This is a genomic window from Evtepia gabavorous, assembly GCF_003425665.1.
In the GTDB taxonomy this organism is placed as follows: Bacteria; Bacillota; Clostridia; order Oscillospirales; family Oscillospiraceae; genus Evtepia; species Evtepia gabavorous.
On record NZ_QQRQ01000030.1, the window covers coordinates 1 to 16,077 of the forward strand.

Below are 16,077 nucleotides of genomic sequence, written 5' to 3' on the forward strand. Positions count from 1 at the left end.
TCCCATTGGTAAAAAACGGCCCCTGCCGCAGTGCGGCGGGGGCCCGCGTGTTTCTGTTATGGTGTGCCCGTCAGGGGTTCCGGGTCGCCTAAGTAGGTGGGCTCCGGCTGGAAGATGGCCCAGAGGACATCCTTGTCCCGGGCCAGGATCTCCCGGAGGTCCCGCATGGTCTGCCCCCGGTAGTTCTGCCCGTCGGCAGCCACGCCCCAGGCCTCCAGGCCCAGGGCCCGGGCCAGGTAGAGGGCCCGGTACATGTGATACTCCTGGGTAACAATGACCACCTTTTTTACCCCAAAGATGTCCCGGGCCCGGTAGAGGCTGTCATAGGTGGACAGCCCCGCGTAGTCCAGGACCACGTCCGCCTGGGGAACGCCCTTTTCCAGGGCCACCCGGTGCATGGTGGCCAGCTCGTTGTAATCCTGGCTGCGGTTGTCCCCGGACATGAGCAGCTTGTCCGCCCAGCCGGCCTGGTAGAGCTCCACCCCCCGGGTGAGGCGGTCAGACAGCATGGGGGTGGGGGTTCCGTCGGCATAGACGCCGCAGCCCAGCACCAGGATGCAGTCCACCGCCTCCGGCGGGGTATCCTCCAGGGTGCGAAACTGCTGCCGGGTGGAGAGAACCACGTAGCCGCTGAGCCCAAAGACCAGGGCCGCCCCCAAGGCACACAGGATTCCCAGCACGGCCAGGCCCCGCAGAATCCATTTCTTTCCCCGGCTCATTGGTCTTTATTCCGGTGCTGGAAGTAGAGCACCCCCGCGATAAACACAATGCCGACGATCAGTCCGATGACCATAGCGGCCTCCTTTCTCTGGCGCGGAGGGAACCCTCCGCAGGGGCTTATTCTTCCTCTCCGTCCAGGGGGAGCTCCTCATCCTCTTCCAGCTCTCCCCGGACATAGGTCACCCGGACCGCGGAAGAACTGAGCATATCCACCCGGTATTCCCGCCAGCCTTTCTCCGCCAGCTTCGCGTTGCCCTGCTCCAACTGTTCGGTCACGTCCTCGGTGTCCACACCGGTGTAGGTCACTTTCTTCTGTTCCATGTTGCCTCTCCTCCTTACTGCCCGTTTCCTTGGGCCGCTTTCATCATAATGGCGCACTCAATCCGTTTTTTGAACAGCTCGCATCCGTAGGTATAGGTCCCGTTGATGTCCCCGCTGGCGTGGTAGGCGTTGGCCGCGCAGCCGCCGGCGCAGTAGAGCCGGGCCCAGCAGTCCCGGCAGTCGGGGTTGGCCACCACGTTACATCGGTGGAATTTCTCTCCCAGCTGGGGGTTGGTGATCCCCTTCCATACATCCCCCATGGAGTAGGCGGGGTCGTTGACAAACTGGTGGCAGGGGAAGAGCTCCCCCCAGGGGGTCACCGCCAGATACTCCGTGCCCGAGCCGCAGCCCGACATGCGCTTGTGCAGGCAGGGCCCCCCCTCCAGGTCCAGCATGTAGTGGTAGAAGGTGATGGGCCGGCCCTCCCGCTCCCGTTTTAGCATCTCCTGGGCCAGGAGCTCATATTGCTGGAAGAGTTTGGGCAGGTCCTCCTGGGTGAGGGCCCAGGGTTCGCCCGGCGGGCTCACCACCGGCTCCATGCTCAGCTCGGTAAAGCCCAGATCGGCCATGTGGAAAATGTCGTTGGTAAAGTCCACATTGTCATGGGTGAAGGTTCCCCGCATATAGTAACTCTGGTCTCCCCGCTGCTGGACAAACCGCTGGAACTTGGGGACGATGATGTCATAGCTCCCCACCCCGGCCAGGTTCTTCCGCAGCCGGTCGTGGACCTCCTTCCGGCCGTCCAGGCTGAGGACCACGTTGTGCATCTCCCGGTTGCAGAACGCTGTCACCTCGTCGTCCAGCAGCATGCCGTTGGTGGTGAGGGTGAAGCGGAACTTCTTGTGGTGGATGGGCTCCTGGGTCCGGGCATAGGCCACCAGGTCCTTGACCACCTGCCAGTTCATCAGGGGCTCGCCCCCGAAGAAGTCCACCTCCAGGTTCACCCGGCTACCCGAGCTGGCAATGAGAAAGTCCAGGGCCTGCTTGCCCACGGCAAAGGGCATCAGCCCCCGGTCCCCGTGGTAGTTCCCCTGGCTGGCAAAGCAGTAGTCGCAGTTGAGGTTGCAGGTGTGGGCCACGTGCAGGCACATGGCCTTGAGCACGGGCTTGGTGTGTTGGAAGGCCTCCTGCTCCACGTCCTTCCACAGGTCTTGGGAGAAGAGCTTGCCCGCCTGCTTCAGGGCCTGGATGTCCGCCAGGCAGTCTAAAATCTCCCCCTCATCCACGTCGTCCCGGTGGCCGTACTTGGCCAGCATCTGGGCCACAATCTCCTCCTGGGGGGTGGTCTCATAGAGGGCAATGATGTCATAGGCCACCTCGTCCACCAGATGAACCGAGCCGCTGTAAACATCCAGGACAATGTTGTAGCCATTGAGCTTGTATTGATGGATCATATCTGTTTTCTCACTTCCGTCGAATGAAAAAAGTGCCGCTTGATCGGGCCCGATCAGGCGGCAGCTTTCCTCGTGTGTCAGCGTTCTCAGCGATTGGTATTCTCGCACTGCTGGTTGGCAAGGCCGCAGGAGGTCTTGCAGGCAGACTGGCAGGAGGTCTGGCATTCGCCGCAGCCGCCGGTCTTCAGGCTCTTGGCCAGGTCCCGGGTCTCCAGGGTCTGGATTCTCTTCATAAGAAACCGCTCCTTTCCTCCCCCGTTTCGGGGGGTTACGTCATAAATCAGGGTTATTATAATGTACTTTCCCAGGGATGTCAATGGGTACCCCTTTGATTTCCCTGGCCGGCTTGTGAGAACCATTTGGACATGCTATAATGATAATTACCTTATCTTTCTTAAAATAGAACGGAGAGGAGACAATGGTCATGAAGGAAGAGTGCCTGCTCTGCGGCGCGCCGCTGGAATATCTTACCCGCGGCAGAAAAATGGAATGCGCGCTCTGCCACAAAAAAGAGCGGAGCAAAACCCGCTGTATTAAAGGGCATTTCATTTGCAACCAGTGCCATACCAAAGGGATTGACCAGGTCCTCACCCTTTGCCTGGAAACCACCTCCGCAAACCCGGTTGAGATTTTGGACCATCTGATGGCCCAGCCCTTTTGTCATATGCACGGCCCAGAGCACCACATCCTGGTTGGCGCCAGCCTGCTCACCGCCTACCGAAACGCTGGCGGTGAGATCGACTTGGCGCCGGCGCTGGTAGAGCTTCAGCGCCGCGGGCAGCACGTCCCCGGCGGCGTCTGCGGTTTCTGGGGGGCCTGCGGTGCTGGAATCAGCACAGGAATGTCTCTCTCCATTCTCTCAAACGCCACCCCGCTCAGCAAAGAGCCCCTCGGCCTTTCCAACCAGATGACCGCTCGTGCCCTGGATGCCATTGGAACCATCGGAGGACCTCGATGCTGCAAACGAAATTCCTACCTATCGCTTCTGGCTGCAGCGGCATTTGTCGAAGAACGGTTTCACCTCTCTATGCCCGTGCCCGCAATCCGGTGCGCCTACGCTGGGCAGAACAATCAATGCCTGGGCAAAGTCTGCCCGTTTTCGCCTGGTTCCTAACGGGTAACCGCATTCTATTCAGCCCAAGAGGAGGGGTACTTTATGCCAGCAAAACGCATTCTTTTTGGCTTTCTTCTCTGCCTGGCCCTATGGCTGGTGGTCCTGGCGGCACAGGCACTGACCCTTGGTACAGAGAAAAGCCTGTTTCCCTATCGCACAGAGCAAGTGGCGTGCGTCGAATTCCAAAACGGGACCACTGGCGCCCGGCATCTGGACAAGGCACAGCGGGTCATCCAGGATGTGATGGATCACCTTCACCGGTTCTCTCCGGATGCCGCAGTGCCCAACCAGTGGGAAGGATGGACCTACGGAATTACCCTCCATTTGAAGGATGGGCAAACCTGTATGCTGACACTGCACCCCGCCGCCCAGGCGGAGGGGTACGGCGCTGCGGTGGACCTCAATGGCACCCGCTATTTTTCCCGGGAGACCGCCTTTCCCCTGACCTGGCTGGAGGAATCCTTCTCCAGCGTCATGGCCCCCTCCCGTTAGCCCGCAGTGGGCCTCATCTGGGGGATGCTATCCTGGCAGTGCAGGCAAACTCCGTCAAAGGTAAACTCCGCCACAAAGGCCAGCCTCCCCCGGCGGTCCCACTCCACAAAGTCTGTGGGGCGCACCTGCAAGGGGTTCTTTCGAAAATAGTGCAGCCCCGCCAGGCGCAGCATGGCGTAGACAAACTGCGAGCAGAACATAATATTGGGCTGGCAGGACATGGGAAAGAGAAGGCCCAGCAGATTATAGGCGCTGCCCTCCTGGTTGATTTTCCGCAGCCGCTTGAGCATGATCTGTTTTTGATGGCGGGTGGCCGCCAGGCGGTACACCCGCACCGAGGCCCCCTTCCGCTCGGCCAGCCCCTTGAGGGTCTCCGGGTTCAGGCCGGGGGCCTCCCCGCCCTCGCCGCCGTTGTAGCTCACCAATGTTTTCAGCGCCCGGTCAAAGGCCAGGGAGATGTGGTTGTAGGCCCGGCCGGTAAACAGCCCGATTACCTCTCCGGCGGGACTGTTGGAGTGGGTCAGCGCCAGGTAAATATAGCCGTCGGACAGCGCCGCCGTAGCCTGGGCAAAATAGGCCGAAGACAGGCTGCCCCGGTTGCAGTACCGGAAGCAGTTGTGCCGGGTCAGGTCCCGCCCCAAATCGTATACGCAGCCCTGGCTCACCACCTGCCAGGCCCGCTGGGCCCGGGTCCGGCGCCCGGACAGCCGGGCCTTTCCGTAGACTCCCCACACCACACACAGCAGCGCCAGAGACACCAAGGGCCCAAAGGGCCGGAGATACCAGGGGGTCTCAGGCGCTTGTTTTCTCTCGCTCATGTCCGTTTCCATTCCTTTCTTGCTTGGGTTTTTTGTATTGTTGACCTCATACAGGCATACAAAAATCATACAGGAACCGGACCAATTCGTCAACCCTTTTCCCCCGTTTCTCCACTCGACCATTGGGAAAGTCCTTGGCGCGCAAGGGATTTCCTTCCAGGACAAAAATGGGCCGCCCGGTGCTCTCCGGGCGGCCCACTGGTTTTTATCGTAAGTTTTTCCCCAATTCATAGGCCTGTTGGGGATAATCGGTGCGCTCCATGGCCGCCAAGTCCCCACAGGAGAGGGCGGAAATCACCCCCACCCGCTCCCAGCCCAGGTAATTGGTCATGCCCTGGAAGGAGAGGACCGCGCCGGCGGCGGACTCCATGGTGTCGTCCTCCATGGTCAGCAGCAGGACAGCCTTTTTGGGGGTACGCAGGGCCGTGCTGTTGGCGTAGAACCGGTCGATGGCCAGCTTCAGCTGGGCGCTCCAGTCATAGTAATAAATCGGAGAGGCAAAGGCCACCAGGTCGGCCTCCAGCAGATGGGGGTTGAGTTCCTCCATACCGTCCTTGTAGATGCAGCCCTTGTCGGTGTTGTGACATCGCTCACAGGCCCGGCAGGGATGGAGCTCCTGGAAGGCCGCGTCAAAGCGGAACACCGTATGGCCAGCCTCCTGGGCCCCCTGGATAAACGCATCCGCCAGCAGGGCCGAGGTGCCGTGCCGGTGGGGGCTTCCTGTTATCATGACAATCTTCATTTGTATTCCTCCTTACTCTGTTTCACTCCTTGGGCTGCCATCAGGGACGTGCTCCTCCCCCCGGGCCGCCCGCCGCCGGGCCCGCACCAGGGCCACCCAGAACAGGACCCCCGCCAGGGCCAGGGCGCCGCCCAGGGCCGTGCAGATCACCGCTGCGGCCTCCGCCGGCACCCAGCCGGACCGCCACAGCCACAGGCTCCCGCCCACGGACCCGGCCAGCACCAGCCAGGACTTTCCCGCCAGCGCCTGCCAAATGGGCCGCCGGGCAGGCTGGGCGCTTCCTCGAATCCGCCGGGTCTCCTTCCAGGTGACCGCCAGGAAGGGCCCGTCCAGTCCCTGGAAGAGCAAGAAGGTCAGCAGGGGCCGGACCCACCCCACCCGGGGCAGCGTCCCGTAGGCCCGAAGTCCCAGCCAGACCACCGCCGCCCCGGCCAGCATCCACAGGCAGCCGTCCAGAATCAGCAGGGCCTGCCGGCCCAGAAGAAACCGGCTCCCCGCCGGGAACGCCCTCCCTTGGCTCACCCGTCCTGGTCCCCCAGGGCAAAGGTGGTGAAGGGCGGCTTACCCCGGGTGCCGATCAGGCGGACCCCCGCCCGGTAGAGTCCCTCCACCGTCTCCACCAGGGGAGGGGTAATTTCCTCCCCGGGGGCGATGAGGGGAATCCCCGGGGGATAGGCCCAGATGTACTCCCCGCACACCTTCCCCATGGCGTCGTAGAGGAAGCTCAGTCCCCCCGGGGCTTGGGCGGCCTCCTCCAAGGAACACCGGCGGGGGGGCAGCGCACCGGGCACCGCCAAAACGGAAGGGGTCTCCTCGCTGGAGGCACAGGTTTCGTCAATGGCCAGCAGGGCCTGGGCCAGGCGGGCCGGCATGGCGTCGTCGGTGCCCAAGCCGGTCATGGCCAGGACATAGTGGTCCAGGGCCATCTCCACCTCGATCCGGTATTCCCGGCGCAGAAGGTCCCGCAGCGCCACCCCGGTCAGACCGGTCCCCTGGGTGGAGATCAGAATCTTGGCCGGGTCCAGGGCGAAGATGCCGGGATAGTGCGCCCCCGCCTCCCGGCCATGGCCCAGCACCCGCAGGTGCCGCAGGCCCTGGATGCCCTGGTCAAATTCCGTCAGCCGCCGGTGCCAGGCGGCAAACAGGGCCTCTCCCTTCTCCTCCAGCAGCCGGACACACCCGTCCATGGAGGCCATGAGCAGATAGGAGGGACTGCTGGACTGAAAAATTCCCGTCTGACGGGCCACCTGAGGCAGGGGAACCAGCTTGCCGCCGGCGTGGAGAAGGGCGGTCTGGGTCAGGCTGGGGAGCATTTTGTGCAGACTGGCCACCGCCAAGTCCGCCCCCTGGGCCATGGCGCCGGGGGGAAAGGCCGGGTGGAACCCCAGGTGGGCCCCGTGGGCCTCGTCCACCAGAACCGGAACCCCCTTGGCATGGGCCGTCGCGCAGATCCCCGCCGTGTCGCTGACCACCCCGTCATAGGTGGGGCTGGGATAGACCACCAGCTTCACCCCCGGGTGGTCCTCCAGCGCCTGGGCCACCTGCTCCGGGGAGAGGGAGCCGGCCAGGCCGAAGGTCTCCTCCACCGGGGGCAGCAGGAACACCGGGTCCAGGCCGCAAAGCTCAATGGCGTGGTAGACAGCCTTGTGGCAGTGGCGGGCCACCAGAACCTGGTCCCCCCGGCGGGTGGCCGCCCGGATGGCCGCCAGCAGCCCGCCTGTGCTGCCGTTGACCTGGAAATAGCTCTTCCGGCTCCCCCAGAGCTTGGCCGCCCGGTCCATCCCCTGGGCCAGCACGCCGGAGGGGTCGTGGAGGTCGTCAAACTCCGGCAGTTCCGTGATGTCCAGCTCGGCCCCCAGCCGGGCCAGGTAGGGGGCCAGCGCGGCGTTCTCCTTGTGCCCCGGCATGTGGAGGGAGAGGTACCCCGCCTTATGATGGGCCTCCAGGCGCTCCCACAGAGCGCGTCCTGCTTCTTCTGCCATAAAAAGGCCTCCTTTGCAAAGGAATGGATCAAAATAATATAAGGTATGATACCAGAAAGCAGGCCAGATGACAACCGGCAAGGGAGATCTGGCCTGGGCCCTTTCCTGGTACCGCCGCACCTGGCCTTATAAAAAACTTCTATTTTGGGGATTTGAACCAGGCCAGGTCCATGGTATCCTGGGACCACGTCAGAAAACCAGCCCAGAAAAGGAGGCCCTTCCCCATGACCACAAAAACCGCCGCCCAGCGCGGCACCGCCGTCTCTGTGAAATCCCTTGCCATCACCGCCATCTGCCTGGTGCTGGTCTATGTGTTCACCGCCGTGGTGAACATTCGCTTACCCTTCGCCCCCAATGGCGGGCTCATCCATCTGGGGAACGTCCCCCTCTTCGTGGCCGCCATTCTCTTTGGCAAGCGCACCGGCATGATCGCCGGGGGCATCGGCATGGCGCTGTTTGATCTGCTCTCCGGCTGGACCCTGTGGGCCCCCTTCACCCTGGTGATTGTCGGCTGCATGGGCTTTGTGGTGGGGGCGGTCACCGAGAAGAAAAAGTCCTTCCCCTTCTATCTGCTGGCCCTGCTGCTGGCCTGCGCCATCAAGATCGGCGGATACTACCTGGCCGAGGCCGTGATCTATCAAAACTGGGTGGTGCCCCTCACCTCCATCCCGGGCAATTTGATTCAGGTGGGGGCCGCCGCCATCATCACCCTGGTGGTCATTGAGCCCCTCCGCCTGGCCGCCTGCCACACCATCTTGCGGAAATAATTGCAGCCTTTCCCCCATTCTGTACCTCAAATGCAAAGACGCCGATGCAATTTCGGCGTCTTTTTGCAATTTCCTTTCCTTGGACTTTCATCCCGAACCAGGGTTGAGAAATTTGTGGGATGCCGCAAATTTTATCGGAAATTTTTCAAAATAATTGTTGCATTTAGAGGAGTGACGTGCTATACTTTCATTTGCAAATGGGAAGTTTTGAGGTGATTCTTCCAAATTGCAAGTATCCTTGTATTTTCGCCTGGAGTCGCCAGGTAAAAATAAATTATCAACGAAGGAGCCAAAACATCATGAATGCTTATATCGAAAGCGTTATTGAAACCGTTAAGAAAAAGCACGGCAGTGAGCCCGAGTTCGTGCAGACCGTTGAAGAAGTCCTGAGCTCTCTGGACCCCGTTGTCTCCGCACACCCCGAGTACGAGGCTGTTGACCTGCTGGGCCGTATGGTTGAGCCCGAGCGTATGTTCACCTTCCGTGTTGTGTGGACCGACGACGCCGGCAAGACCCACACCAACATCGGCTATCGCTGCCAGTTCAATGGTGCTCTTGGCCCCTATAAGGGCGGCCTGCGCTTCCAGCCCAACGTGTATCCCGGCATCATCAAGTTCCTGGGCTTCGAGCAGATCTTCAAGAACTCCCTGACCGGTCTGCCCATCGGCGGCGGCAAGGGCGGCGCTGACTTCGATCCCGCCGGCAAGTCCGACGCAGAGATCATGCGTTTCTGCCAGAGCTTCATGACCGCTCTGTATCGTTACATCGGGCCCGACGTTGACGTTCCCGCCGGCGACATGGGCGTGGGCGGCCGTGAGATCGGCTACCTGTATGGCCAGTATCGCCGCCTGAAGGGCACCTTCGAGAACGGCGTTCTGACCGGCAAGGGCCTGTCCTATGGCGGCTCCCTGGCCCGTCCCGAGGCCACCGGCTTCGGCGCTGTCTACTATCTGGTGGAAGTGCTCAAGCACGAGGGCGAGGACATCAAGGGCAAGACCATTGCCGCTGCTGGCTTCGGCAACGTGACCTGGGGCATCTGCAAGAAGGCCAAGGAGCTGGGCGCCAAGGTCATCACCCTGTCCGGCCCCGACGGCTATGTCTACGATCCCGACGGTGTGTCCACCGACGAGAAGGTGGAGTACCTGCTGGAGATGCGTGCTTCCGGCCGCAACGTGGTAAAAGATTATGCTGACAAGTTCGGCGTGCAGTTCTTCCCCGGCGAGAAGCCCTGGGGTGTCAAGGCTGACATCATCATGCCCTCCGCCATGCAGAACGACGTCAACATGGAGCAGGCCAAGAAGATCGCTGAGTGCGGCGCCAAGTACTACATCGAGGTCGCTAACATGCCCACCACCAACGACGCTCTGGCTTTCCTGATGGGCCAGAAGCACCTGATCGTTGCTCCTTCCAAGGCTGTTAACGCCGGCGGCGTTGGCGTTTCCGCTATGGAGATGTCCCAGAACTCCGAGCGTCTGTCCTGGACCGTTGAGGAAGTCGATGGCCAGCTGAAGAAGATGATGGAGACCATCCACAGAGTCTCTGCTGAGGCTGCTGAGGAGTATGGCCTGGGCTACAACCTGGTTGCCGGTGCTAACATCGCTGGCTTCAAGAAGGTTGCTGAGGCTATGATGGAGCAGGGCATCTTCTAATTTCACCCCGCTATGTTCTCTCGAAAGGGACCCGCCCTCTGGACGGGTCCCTTTTTTCCGCTCCAGCCCATCGGGAAAGGAACCCATTATGGCATACCAAAACGATGACCTTCTTGCTTTCCGGCAGCTGCGGGCCCAAGCGGCCCGGAAAAAGCAGCTGGAGACCCAGCGGGCTGCCCTGACAGACCGGTGCCAGGTCCTCTCCGTCCAGGCGGAAGCCTGCCGGAAGGCCAGGCAAGCCGCGGAACAGGAGGTGGCCACCCTGGAATCCAAGGGGCCCATGGGCCTTCTCTACACCATCGCCGGGGACAAAGCAAAACGGCTGGATGAAGCCCGGCAGACCCTTCGAAAGGCCCGGGCCGACGACCAACAGGCATCCTGGGACCTGGCCCAGGCCCAGGTCGATCTGGCCCAGACTGAGCGTTCCCTGGAACCGCTGGCCGGCTGTGACAGCGCCTTTGCCGCCGCCCGGCAGGCCCGGGCCACAACCCTCCAAGCCGCTGACCTGCCCCAAAGCCGCCAGCTACGTATCCTGGAAGAGGCCCTTGCCCAGGGGGAAGATTGGTTCCAACGTCTCACCGATCTGTGCGCCCAGTGCCGTGCCGTCCTGGACGCGGCCCGGCAAACCCTCCGTCTGGCCGAGCGCGTGGAACAGTTTCGCACCCCCTCCACCCTTGCCCTTCTGCAGGACGCGGCCGATCTGACCGTGCAGCAGCAGCAGAAATTGGACCAAAATCTCACCGCCCTCCTGACGGGGATGGAGGAGAGACAGACCCAACTGGAGCAGACACTGGACGACCTGCTGGCCCAGGATTTGTTCCCCTCCCCTGTGGAAGAAGCGTTTCCTGACTGACCAATGAAACCGCCAGCGGCGCAAGGCCGCTGGCGGTTTGGTTTCTGTTATCCTTCCACAGTGTTTTCCAAAACACCAATGCCCTCAATCTCACAGCGGACCACATCCCCCGCCCGCAGGAACCGGGGCGGATCAAAGCCCATCCCCACCCCAGCCGGGGTCCCGGTGGCGATGATGGTGCCTGCCTGTAGGGTCATCCCCTGGGAGAGCTCCCGGAGAATGTGGGGGATGGAAAAAATCAGCTGATCGGTGACCGCCTCCTGGCGCAGCTGTCCATTGACCCAGGTGCGGATGGCCTGGGCCGGGGGCTGGGGAAAGGCCTCCTTCGTCACGATACAGGGTCCCATGGGCGTAAAGCCGTCCAGGCCCTTGCCGAAATACCACTGCTTATGGCCGGTCTGGAGATTCCGGGCCGACACGTCGTTGACAATGGTATAGCCGAACACATAGTCAAAGGCCTCTGCCTCCGTGACGTTTTTTGCATCCCTTCCCAAGATCACCGCCAGCTCCGTCTCATAATCCAAGCTGTCCACCAGGTCAAAGTGGCCGGGGATGGGGGCGCCGGGGCCGGGGCAGTGGGTGGCCCGTTTGGAAAAGTAGACCGCCTGGGCCTTTTCCCGGGTGAAGGCCGCGGCGTCAAACCGCTCGGCCTCCGTCTTGTGCTTCTGATAGTTCATCCCCAGGCAGATCACATCCTGCCGGGGATGGGGAATGGGGGCGAGCACCTGGACCTCCGCCAGGGCAAACTCGCCCGAGCCCTTGCCCGCCTTCTCCAGCACCCCCGCCCGGTGGTCCGGCCGGTCTGCCAGCAGGTGGTTCATGGTCTCATAGGGCAGCGGCGTCAGCCGGCCCGGGCGGTTCTCCAGACAGACCAGCGGGCGGTTCTGCCAGGCAATGGTGTATAGTTTCATCGGCATCTGCCTCCTTTTTCTTTCGTGGGGCGGTTATGTCTCTTCCCATCGGTCCAGCGCCCGGATCAGCGCCTGGACCGCCTGGGGTTCCGTGGCCCAGCTGGTGCAGACCCGCACCGCCGTGTGGCCACCGTCCACCTTGCTCCAAACCGTAAGGGCAAATTCCTCCTCCAGTTGGGCCAAAAGCCCATCGGGCAAAATGGGATACTGCTGATTGGTGTAGGAGTCAAAGAGCATCTCATAGCCCCGGGTCTCAAAGGCCCGGCGCAGCTCCATGGCCAGCCGGTCGGCATGGCGGGCCAGTTCAAAGTAAAGTCCGTCCTCCAGAATGGCACAGAACTGCACCCCCAGCAGCCGACCCTTGGCCAGCAGGCCGCCGTGCTGCTTGATGTGGTACCGGAAATCCCGCCGGAGGGCGGGGTGGCTCAAAACCAGCGCCTCCCCAAAGAGAAGGCCCTGCTTGGTGCCCCCAATGGAAAACCCATCGCACCGGCGGGCCAGGTCGGGCAGGGTCATGTCACAGGCCTCACTCATAAGGCCGTACCCCAGCCGGGCCCCATCCACAAAGAGGAAGAGGCCGCAGTCCTGGCAGGTCTCCCACAGGTCCGTCAGCTCCGCCAGGCTGTACAGCGTCCCATTCTCCGTGGGCTGGGAGAGATAGACCATCCCCGGCTGCACCATGTGCTCCCGAGTGGCATCCTGCCAGTGGCTCTCATAGACCCGGCGGACCTCCCGTCCTGTGAGCTTGCCGTCGGCGCTGGGCACCGCCAGCACCTTGTGCCCGGTGGCCTCGATGGCCCCGGTTTCGTGGACATTAATGTGCCCGCTGGTGGCCGCGATCACCCCCTGATGGGGCCGCAGCGCGGCGGCGATCACAGTGGTGTTGGTCTGGGTCCCCCCCACCAGGAAGTGAACGTCAATCCCCTCCCGCTGGCACAGCTGCTGAATATATTCCCGGGCCCGGGCACAGTAGAGGTCCTCCCCATAGCCAGGGGTCTGCTCCAAGTTGGTCTCAAACAGCCGCCGCAGGACCCGCTCGTGGGCGCCCTCGGCGTAATCACATTCCAATCGAATCATACCAATCCCTCCTGTCCCCATGGAAGCGGCGGGCAAACTCCCCCGCTTTTCGGACCATGTTTCCTGGCGTTTTGCTCCATTATACGTGCTTGCCGGCCAAAGGTCAACCGACAGCCCTGGGGAATTCCCCTCTTATTTTGTCGGAATTCCCCCAGTCCGCCTCTCTTTTGTTGGTTTTCCAACATACACTTCCTTCCGCCTCCGCTATACTATGGGTACCATATTCGGGCCCCAGGGCGCCGTACCTCGCCGCTGGCCCGAGGCAAGGAGGTTTTTCATGGAATCCAACATGTTTTGCTATCAATGTCAGGAGACCGCCGGCTGCACCCGGGTGGGGGTCTGCGGAAAACAGCCGGAGGTGGCCGCCCTGCAGGACCTGCTGGTCTACGTCACCAAAGGGATGTCCGCCGTGACCACCCAGCTGCGGGCGGAGGGTACCCCGGTGGACCCGGAGACCAACCACTGGGTCACCCTGAACTTATTTCTTACCATCACCAACGCCAACTTTGACGGCCCCGCCCTCCGCGCCCGTGTGCAGGATACCCTGGACCGGAAGGCCGTCCTGCTTGCCCAGGTCCAGGACCCCTCCTGCCTTCCCGAGGCAGCTCACTGGACCGGGCCTCAGGCTGTCTTTGCCGACAAGGCCGCCAGGGTAGGGGTTCTGTCCACCCAGGATGAGGACGTCCGCAGCCTGCGGGAGTTGATCACCTACGGCCTGAAAGGACTGGCCGCCTACACCAAGCACGCCAACGCCCTGGGGCAGGAGGACCCTGATCTGGACGCCTTCCTCCAGCGGGCGCTGGCCGCCACCCTGGACCACCGGCTCACCCAGGAGGAGCTGGTAGCCCTGGCCCTGGAGACAGGACAGTACGGCGTGACCGGCATGGCGCTGCTGGACCGGGCCAACACCACCGCCTACGGCCACCCGGAGATCACCAAAGTGTCCCTGGGGGTGGGAACCCGCCCCGGCATTCTGGTCTCCGGCCATGACCTGCGGGACCTGGAGATGCTCCTGGAACAGACCCAGGGCACCGGGGTGGACGTCTACACCCATTCAGAAATGCTCCCGGCCCACGCCTATCCCGCTTTTCGCAAATACCCCAACTTCATCGGCAACTACGGCAACGCCTGGTGGCAGCAAAAGGAGGAATTCGAGGCCTTCCAGGGCCCCATCCTTATGACCACCAACTGCATTGTCCCCCCCAAGGACAGCTACAAGGACCGCCTGTACACCACCGGGGCCGCCGGCTGGCCGGGGTGCCGGCACATCCCCGGGGACATTGGCCAGGAGAAAGACTTCTCCCCCCTCATCGCCCAGGCCAAAACCTGCCCGCCCCCCAAGGCCCTGGAGCAGGGAGAACTGGTGACAGGCTTTGCCCACCATCAGGTGCTGGCCCTGGCCGATCAAATTGTGGCAGCGGTCCAGAGGGGCGCCATTCGGAAATTTGTGGTCATGGCCGGCTGTGACGGCCGGGCCAAGCGCCGGAGCTACTACACCGACTTCGCCAAGGCCCTGCCCCAGGACACCGTCATTCTCACCGCCGGCTGCGCCAAGTACAAATACAACAAGCTGGACCTGGGCGACATTGGCGGCATTCCTCGGGTTTTGGACGCCGGCCAGTGCAATGATTCCTACTCCCTGGCCCTCATCGCCCTGAAGCTGAAGGAGGTCTTCGGTCTGGCGGACCTCAACGACCTGCCCATTGTCTACAACATCGCTTGGTATGAGCAGAAGGCGGTCATTGTGCTCCTGGCCCTGCTCTCCCTGGGGGTGAAGAACATCCACCTGGGCCCCACCCTTCCCGCTTTCCTCAGCCCCCGCGTGGCCCAGCTGCTGGTGGACACCTTTGGTATCGCCGGCATCGGCACCGTGGAGGAGGACCTGGCCCGCTTCTTTGGGGCGTAACGCGCCTTTTGACACAAAGAATCCTGAACCCAGTTGGGTTCAGGATTCTTTGTCTTTTCTCACGGCTCAGGCAGAACCGTTCGCTTTAGGCTGGTGTAAGCCATCAGGATATAGATGCCGTAGAGGAGGAAAAACAGACCCAGCGCGGCGGCTGTGATCATCCCGGGGGAATAGAGCCCCGTGAGGGTCCCCGGTTCCACCGCACCCCCCAGGTTTCGGACAAAGGCCACCCCAATGATCCCTGCCGGCAGGACAGGCATGGCATAGTATAGGGCAAACTGCCGCCTCAGCGCCCGCCCCATCTCCGTTCCATCCATGCCCAGTTTTCGCAGCAGTTCAAACTGCCGACGGTAACGGTCGGTCTCGCTGAGCTGCTGTACGGTGAGAATGGTGGCCGCAGTCATGGCCAAAACCAACGCCAGATAGTACAGGGGAAAGACCGTCATAGCGGACAGGGCGGCAAACTCCTCCCGCTGATCCGCCCTGCTGTAAAGGGTGTCGTAGTCCTTCCCCGCTTCCTCGTAACCGTCACGGATGGTACATAACGCGGCAAACTGCTCCGCCGTCACCGGCTGTTCCGTCATGGCAGCCAGAACACTGTGGCTCACCGGCCGCGCCGCCGCCAGCCGGTCCGGGACCACGATCACAAAGCCGTGGCCGTTGGCATCCCACAGGTCCTGGTTCAATTCCCCGGTCTGGACCTCCGCCGGGGTCAGGCGCTGTCCGGCCACGGAGATGGGCTGATGATAGTCCGTCAATGCCTGGGCCAGGTAGTCCCGGCAGTGGAACAGACACGTCCCCGGCGCCAGGGTCACCGCCGGCCAGCCCTTCATGGCCCGCAGAGCGTTGTAATCCGACAGCCCCAGCAAGGTATCCTCGTCATAATACTGGTGATAGTCCGCCTTCTCCAGGCAATACGTGGTGACCTGGGCGTTCTCCCCCTGATAAATCGAGTACTGCCGGGCACTGGTCACAGGGACCGCCCGGTTCAGGTACGCCTGATACGCCGCCAGGTGGGCCTGATCCTTAGTGCCAATGTACAGGTCAAAGGCAGAGACCTTTTCCATCCGATTCTGGAACAGGGCGCTGAAGACCATGCCGCTCCCTTCTGAAAGGAGGGTAGCGGTAAAGAGCAGGGAGATGGTGGCCATCACCACCCCCATGGTGGCCAGCTTGGCGGTGAGGGTGCGGAAAATCACCAGGGTCTGGCCCCGGTACTTCCTTCCGGGATGTTTTTCAAAAAACGCGGGCACCCCCGAGGCAAAGCTGAGAAAGAAGCCATAGAGAAAGGCGATGATACACCCCGCCCCCACCAGGCCAAACAGCAGCCC

At 62.2% G+C, this 16,077-nt stretch carries 16 protein-coding genes and 1 pseudogene; 6 read left to right on the forward strand and 11 right to left on the reverse strand.

Translation table 11 applies throughout. The features are described from left to right. Positions 1-56: 56 nt before the first annotated feature. From DV520_RS10935 to scfA, 4 genes are all read right to left on the reverse strand, one after another. A complete protein-coding gene (locus tag DV520_RS10935; RefSeq protein WP_021919837.1) occupies positions 57-719 on the reverse strand; it encodes a SanA/YdcF family protein in 663 nt (220 codons plus the stop codon). Positions 720-837: 118 nt separating this feature from the next. Then, positions 838-1,041, reverse strand: a complete 204-nt coding sequence (locus tag DV520_RS10940; protein ID WP_021919838.1) for a hypothetical protein — start codon at positions 1,039-1,041, stop codon at positions 838-840. Between the two features lie 14 nt (positions 1,042-1,055). Then, complete coding sequence (gene scfB, locus DV520_RS10945; RefSeq protein WP_117142828.1) at positions 1,056-2,435, reverse strand: thioether cross-link-forming SCIFF peptide maturase; 1,380 nt, start codon at positions 2,433-2,435, stop codon at positions 1,056-1,058. Positions 2,436-2,521: 86 nt separating this feature from the next. Next, the gene (gene scfA, locus DV520_RS10950; protein WP_117142830.1) at positions 2,522-2,668 is read right to left on the reverse strand and encodes a six-cysteine ranthipeptide SCIFF; all 147 of its coding nucleotides are present in this window, start codon (positions 2,666-2,668) and stop codon (positions 2,522-2,524) included. 191 nt (positions 2,669-2,859) lie between these two features. Here scfA and DV520_RS10955 point away from each other — a divergent pair, with 191 nt between their 5' ends. Further along, the gene (locus DV520_RS10955; protein WP_117142832.1) at positions 2,860-3,549 is read left to right on the forward strand and encodes a DUF5714 domain-containing protein; all 690 of its coding nucleotides are present in this window, start codon (positions 2,860-2,862) and stop codon (positions 3,547-3,549) included. Positions 3,550-3,591: 42 nt separating this feature from the next. After that, positions 3,592-4,041: a hypothetical protein gene (locus DV520_RS10960; RefSeq protein WP_117142834.1), complete on the forward strand. Its 450-nt coding sequence runs from the start codon at positions 3,592-3,594 to the stop codon at positions 4,039-4,041. Here the strand turns inward: DV520_RS10960 and DV520_RS10965 are convergent. From DV520_RS10965 to DV520_RS10980, 4 genes are all read right to left on the reverse strand, one after another. Next, positions 4,038-4,859 carry a hypothetical protein gene (locus DV520_RS10965; RefSeq protein ID WP_133308864.1) on the reverse strand — a complete coding sequence of 274 codons (822 nt, stop codon included), beginning with the start codon at positions 4,857-4,859 and terminating at the stop codon, positions 4,038-4,040. The two genes, DV520_RS10960 and DV520_RS10965, sit on opposite strands and share 4 nt — an antisense overlap. A gap of 205 nt (positions 4,860-5,064) precedes the next feature. After that, positions 5,065-5,601: a flavodoxin family protein gene (locus tag DV520_RS10970; RefSeq protein WP_021919843.1), complete on the reverse strand. Its 537-nt coding sequence runs from the start codon at positions 5,599-5,601 to the stop codon at positions 5,065-5,067. Positions 5,602-5,613: 12 nt separating this feature from the next. Next, a complete protein-coding gene (locus DV520_RS10975) occupies positions 5,614-6,123 on the reverse strand; it encodes a hypothetical protein (RefSeq protein ID WP_117142836.1) in 510 nt (169 codons plus the stop codon). Beyond that, positions 6,120-7,583 (reverse strand): aminotransferase class I/II-fold pyridoxal phosphate-dependent enzyme, encoded by a 1,464-nt coding sequence (locus tag DV520_RS10980; protein WP_117142838.1) that lies wholly within the window; start codon positions 7,581-7,583, stop codon positions 6,120-6,122. Before DV520_RS10980 ends, DV520_RS10975 begins: the two co-directional genes overlap by 4 nt. 224 nt (positions 7,584-7,807) lie before the next feature. Between DV520_RS10980 and DV520_RS10985 the strand changes: the two genes are divergently transcribed. The 3 genes from DV520_RS10985 (at position 7,808) to DV520_RS10995 (ending at position 10,852) form a co-directional block, all read left to right on the forward strand. Continuing rightward, positions 7,808-8,350, forward strand: a complete 543-nt coding sequence (locus DV520_RS10985) for an ECF transporter S component (RefSeq protein WP_021919225.1) — start codon at positions 7,808-7,810, stop codon at positions 8,348-8,350. A 299-nt stretch (positions 8,351-8,649) separates the two neighbouring features. Then, complete coding sequence (gene gdhA, locus DV520_RS10990; protein WP_117142840.1) at positions 8,650-9,999, forward strand: NADP-specific glutamate dehydrogenase; 1,350 nt, start codon at positions 8,650-8,652, stop codon at positions 9,997-9,999. 88 nt (positions 10,000-10,087) lie between these two features. Next, entirely contained in the window at positions 10,088-10,852 is a 765-nt protein-coding gene (locus DV520_RS10995) for a coiled-coil domain-containing protein (protein WP_117142842.1), read from the forward strand. Positions 10,853-10,899: 47 nt separating this feature from the next. On the opposite strand, the gene DV520_RS11000 is transcribed toward DV520_RS10995, so the two are convergent. After that, a complete protein-coding gene (locus tag DV520_RS11000) occupies positions 10,900-11,763 on the reverse strand; it encodes a fumarylacetoacetate hydrolase family protein (protein WP_021919228.1) in 864 nt (287 codons plus the stop codon). A 33-nt stretch (positions 11,764-11,796) separates the two neighbouring features. Further along, a complete protein-coding gene (locus DV520_RS11005) occupies positions 11,797-12,840 on the reverse strand; it encodes a threonine aldolase family protein (protein ID WP_021919229.1) in 1,044 nt (347 codons plus the stop codon). Between the two features lie 277 nt (positions 12,841-13,117). Here DV520_RS11005 and hcp point away from each other — a divergent pair, with 277 nt between their 5' ends. After that, positions 13,118-14,746, forward strand: a complete 1,629-nt coding sequence (gene hcp, locus DV520_RS11010) for a hydroxylamine reductase (protein WP_117142844.1) — start codon at positions 13,118-13,120, stop codon at positions 14,744-14,746. 59 nt (positions 14,747-14,805) lie between these two features. On the opposite strand, the pseudogene DV520_RS12355 reads toward hcp, so the two are convergent. Next, positions 14,806-16,077 (reverse strand): annotated as a pseudogene (locus DV520_RS12355) (ABC transporter permease); the annotation flags it as partial.

Coding starts and splice junctions, on each gene's coding strand:
- gdhA (WP_117142840.1), top strand. CDS start 8,650: ATGAATGCTTATATCGAAAGCGTTATTGAAACCGTTAAGAAAAAGCAC.
- DV520_RS10995 (WP_117142842.1), top strand. CDS start 10,088: ATGGCATACCAAAACGATGACCTTCTTGCTTTCCGGCAGCTGCGGGCC.
- hcp (WP_117142844.1), top strand. CDS start 13,118: ATGGAATCCAACATGTTTTGCTATCAATGTCAGGAGACCGCCGGCTGC.
- scfB (WP_117142828.1), bottom strand. CDS start 2,435: ATGATCCATCAATACAAGCTCAATGGCTACAACATTGTCCTGGATGTT.
- scfA (WP_117142830.1), bottom strand. CDS start 2,668: ATGAAGAGAATCCAGACCCTGGAGACCCGGGACCTGGCCAAGAGCCTG.
- DV520_RS11000 (WP_021919228.1), bottom strand. CDS start 11,763: ATGAAACTATACACCATTGCCTGGCAGAACCGCCCGCTGGTCTGTCTG.
- DV520_RS10970 (WP_021919843.1), bottom strand. CDS start 5,601: ATGAAGATTGTCATGATAACAGGAAGCCCCCACCGGCACGGCACCTCG.
- DV520_RS10985 (WP_021919225.1), top strand. CDS start 7,808: ATGACCACAAAAACCGCCGCCCAGCGCGGCACCGCCGTCTCTGTGAAA.
- DV520_RS10960 (WP_117142834.1), top strand. CDS start 3,592: ATGCCAGCAAAACGCATTCTTTTTGGCTTTCTTCTCTGCCTGGCCCTA.
- DV520_RS10935 (WP_021919837.1), bottom strand. CDS start 719: ATGAGCCGGGGAAAGAAATGGATTCTGCGGGGCCTGGCCGTGCTGGGA.
- DV520_RS10955 (WP_117142832.1), top strand. CDS start 2,860: ATGAAGGAAGAGTGCCTGCTCTGCGGCGCGCCGCTGGAATATCTTACC.
- DV520_RS10980 (WP_117142838.1), bottom strand. CDS start 7,583: ATGGCAGAAGAAGCAGGACGCGCTCTGTGGGAGCGCCTGGAGGCCCAT.
- DV520_RS10940 (WP_021919838.1), bottom strand. CDS start 1,041: ATGGAACAGAAGAAAGTGACCTACACCGGTGTGGACACCGAGGACGTG.
- DV520_RS11005 (WP_021919229.1), bottom strand. CDS start 12,840: ATGATTCGATTGGAATGTGATTACGCCGAGGGCGCCCACGAGCGGGTC.
- DV520_RS10965 (WP_133308864.1), bottom strand. CDS start 4,859: ATGAGCGAGAGAAAACAAGCGCCTGAGACCCCCTGGTATCTCCGGCCC.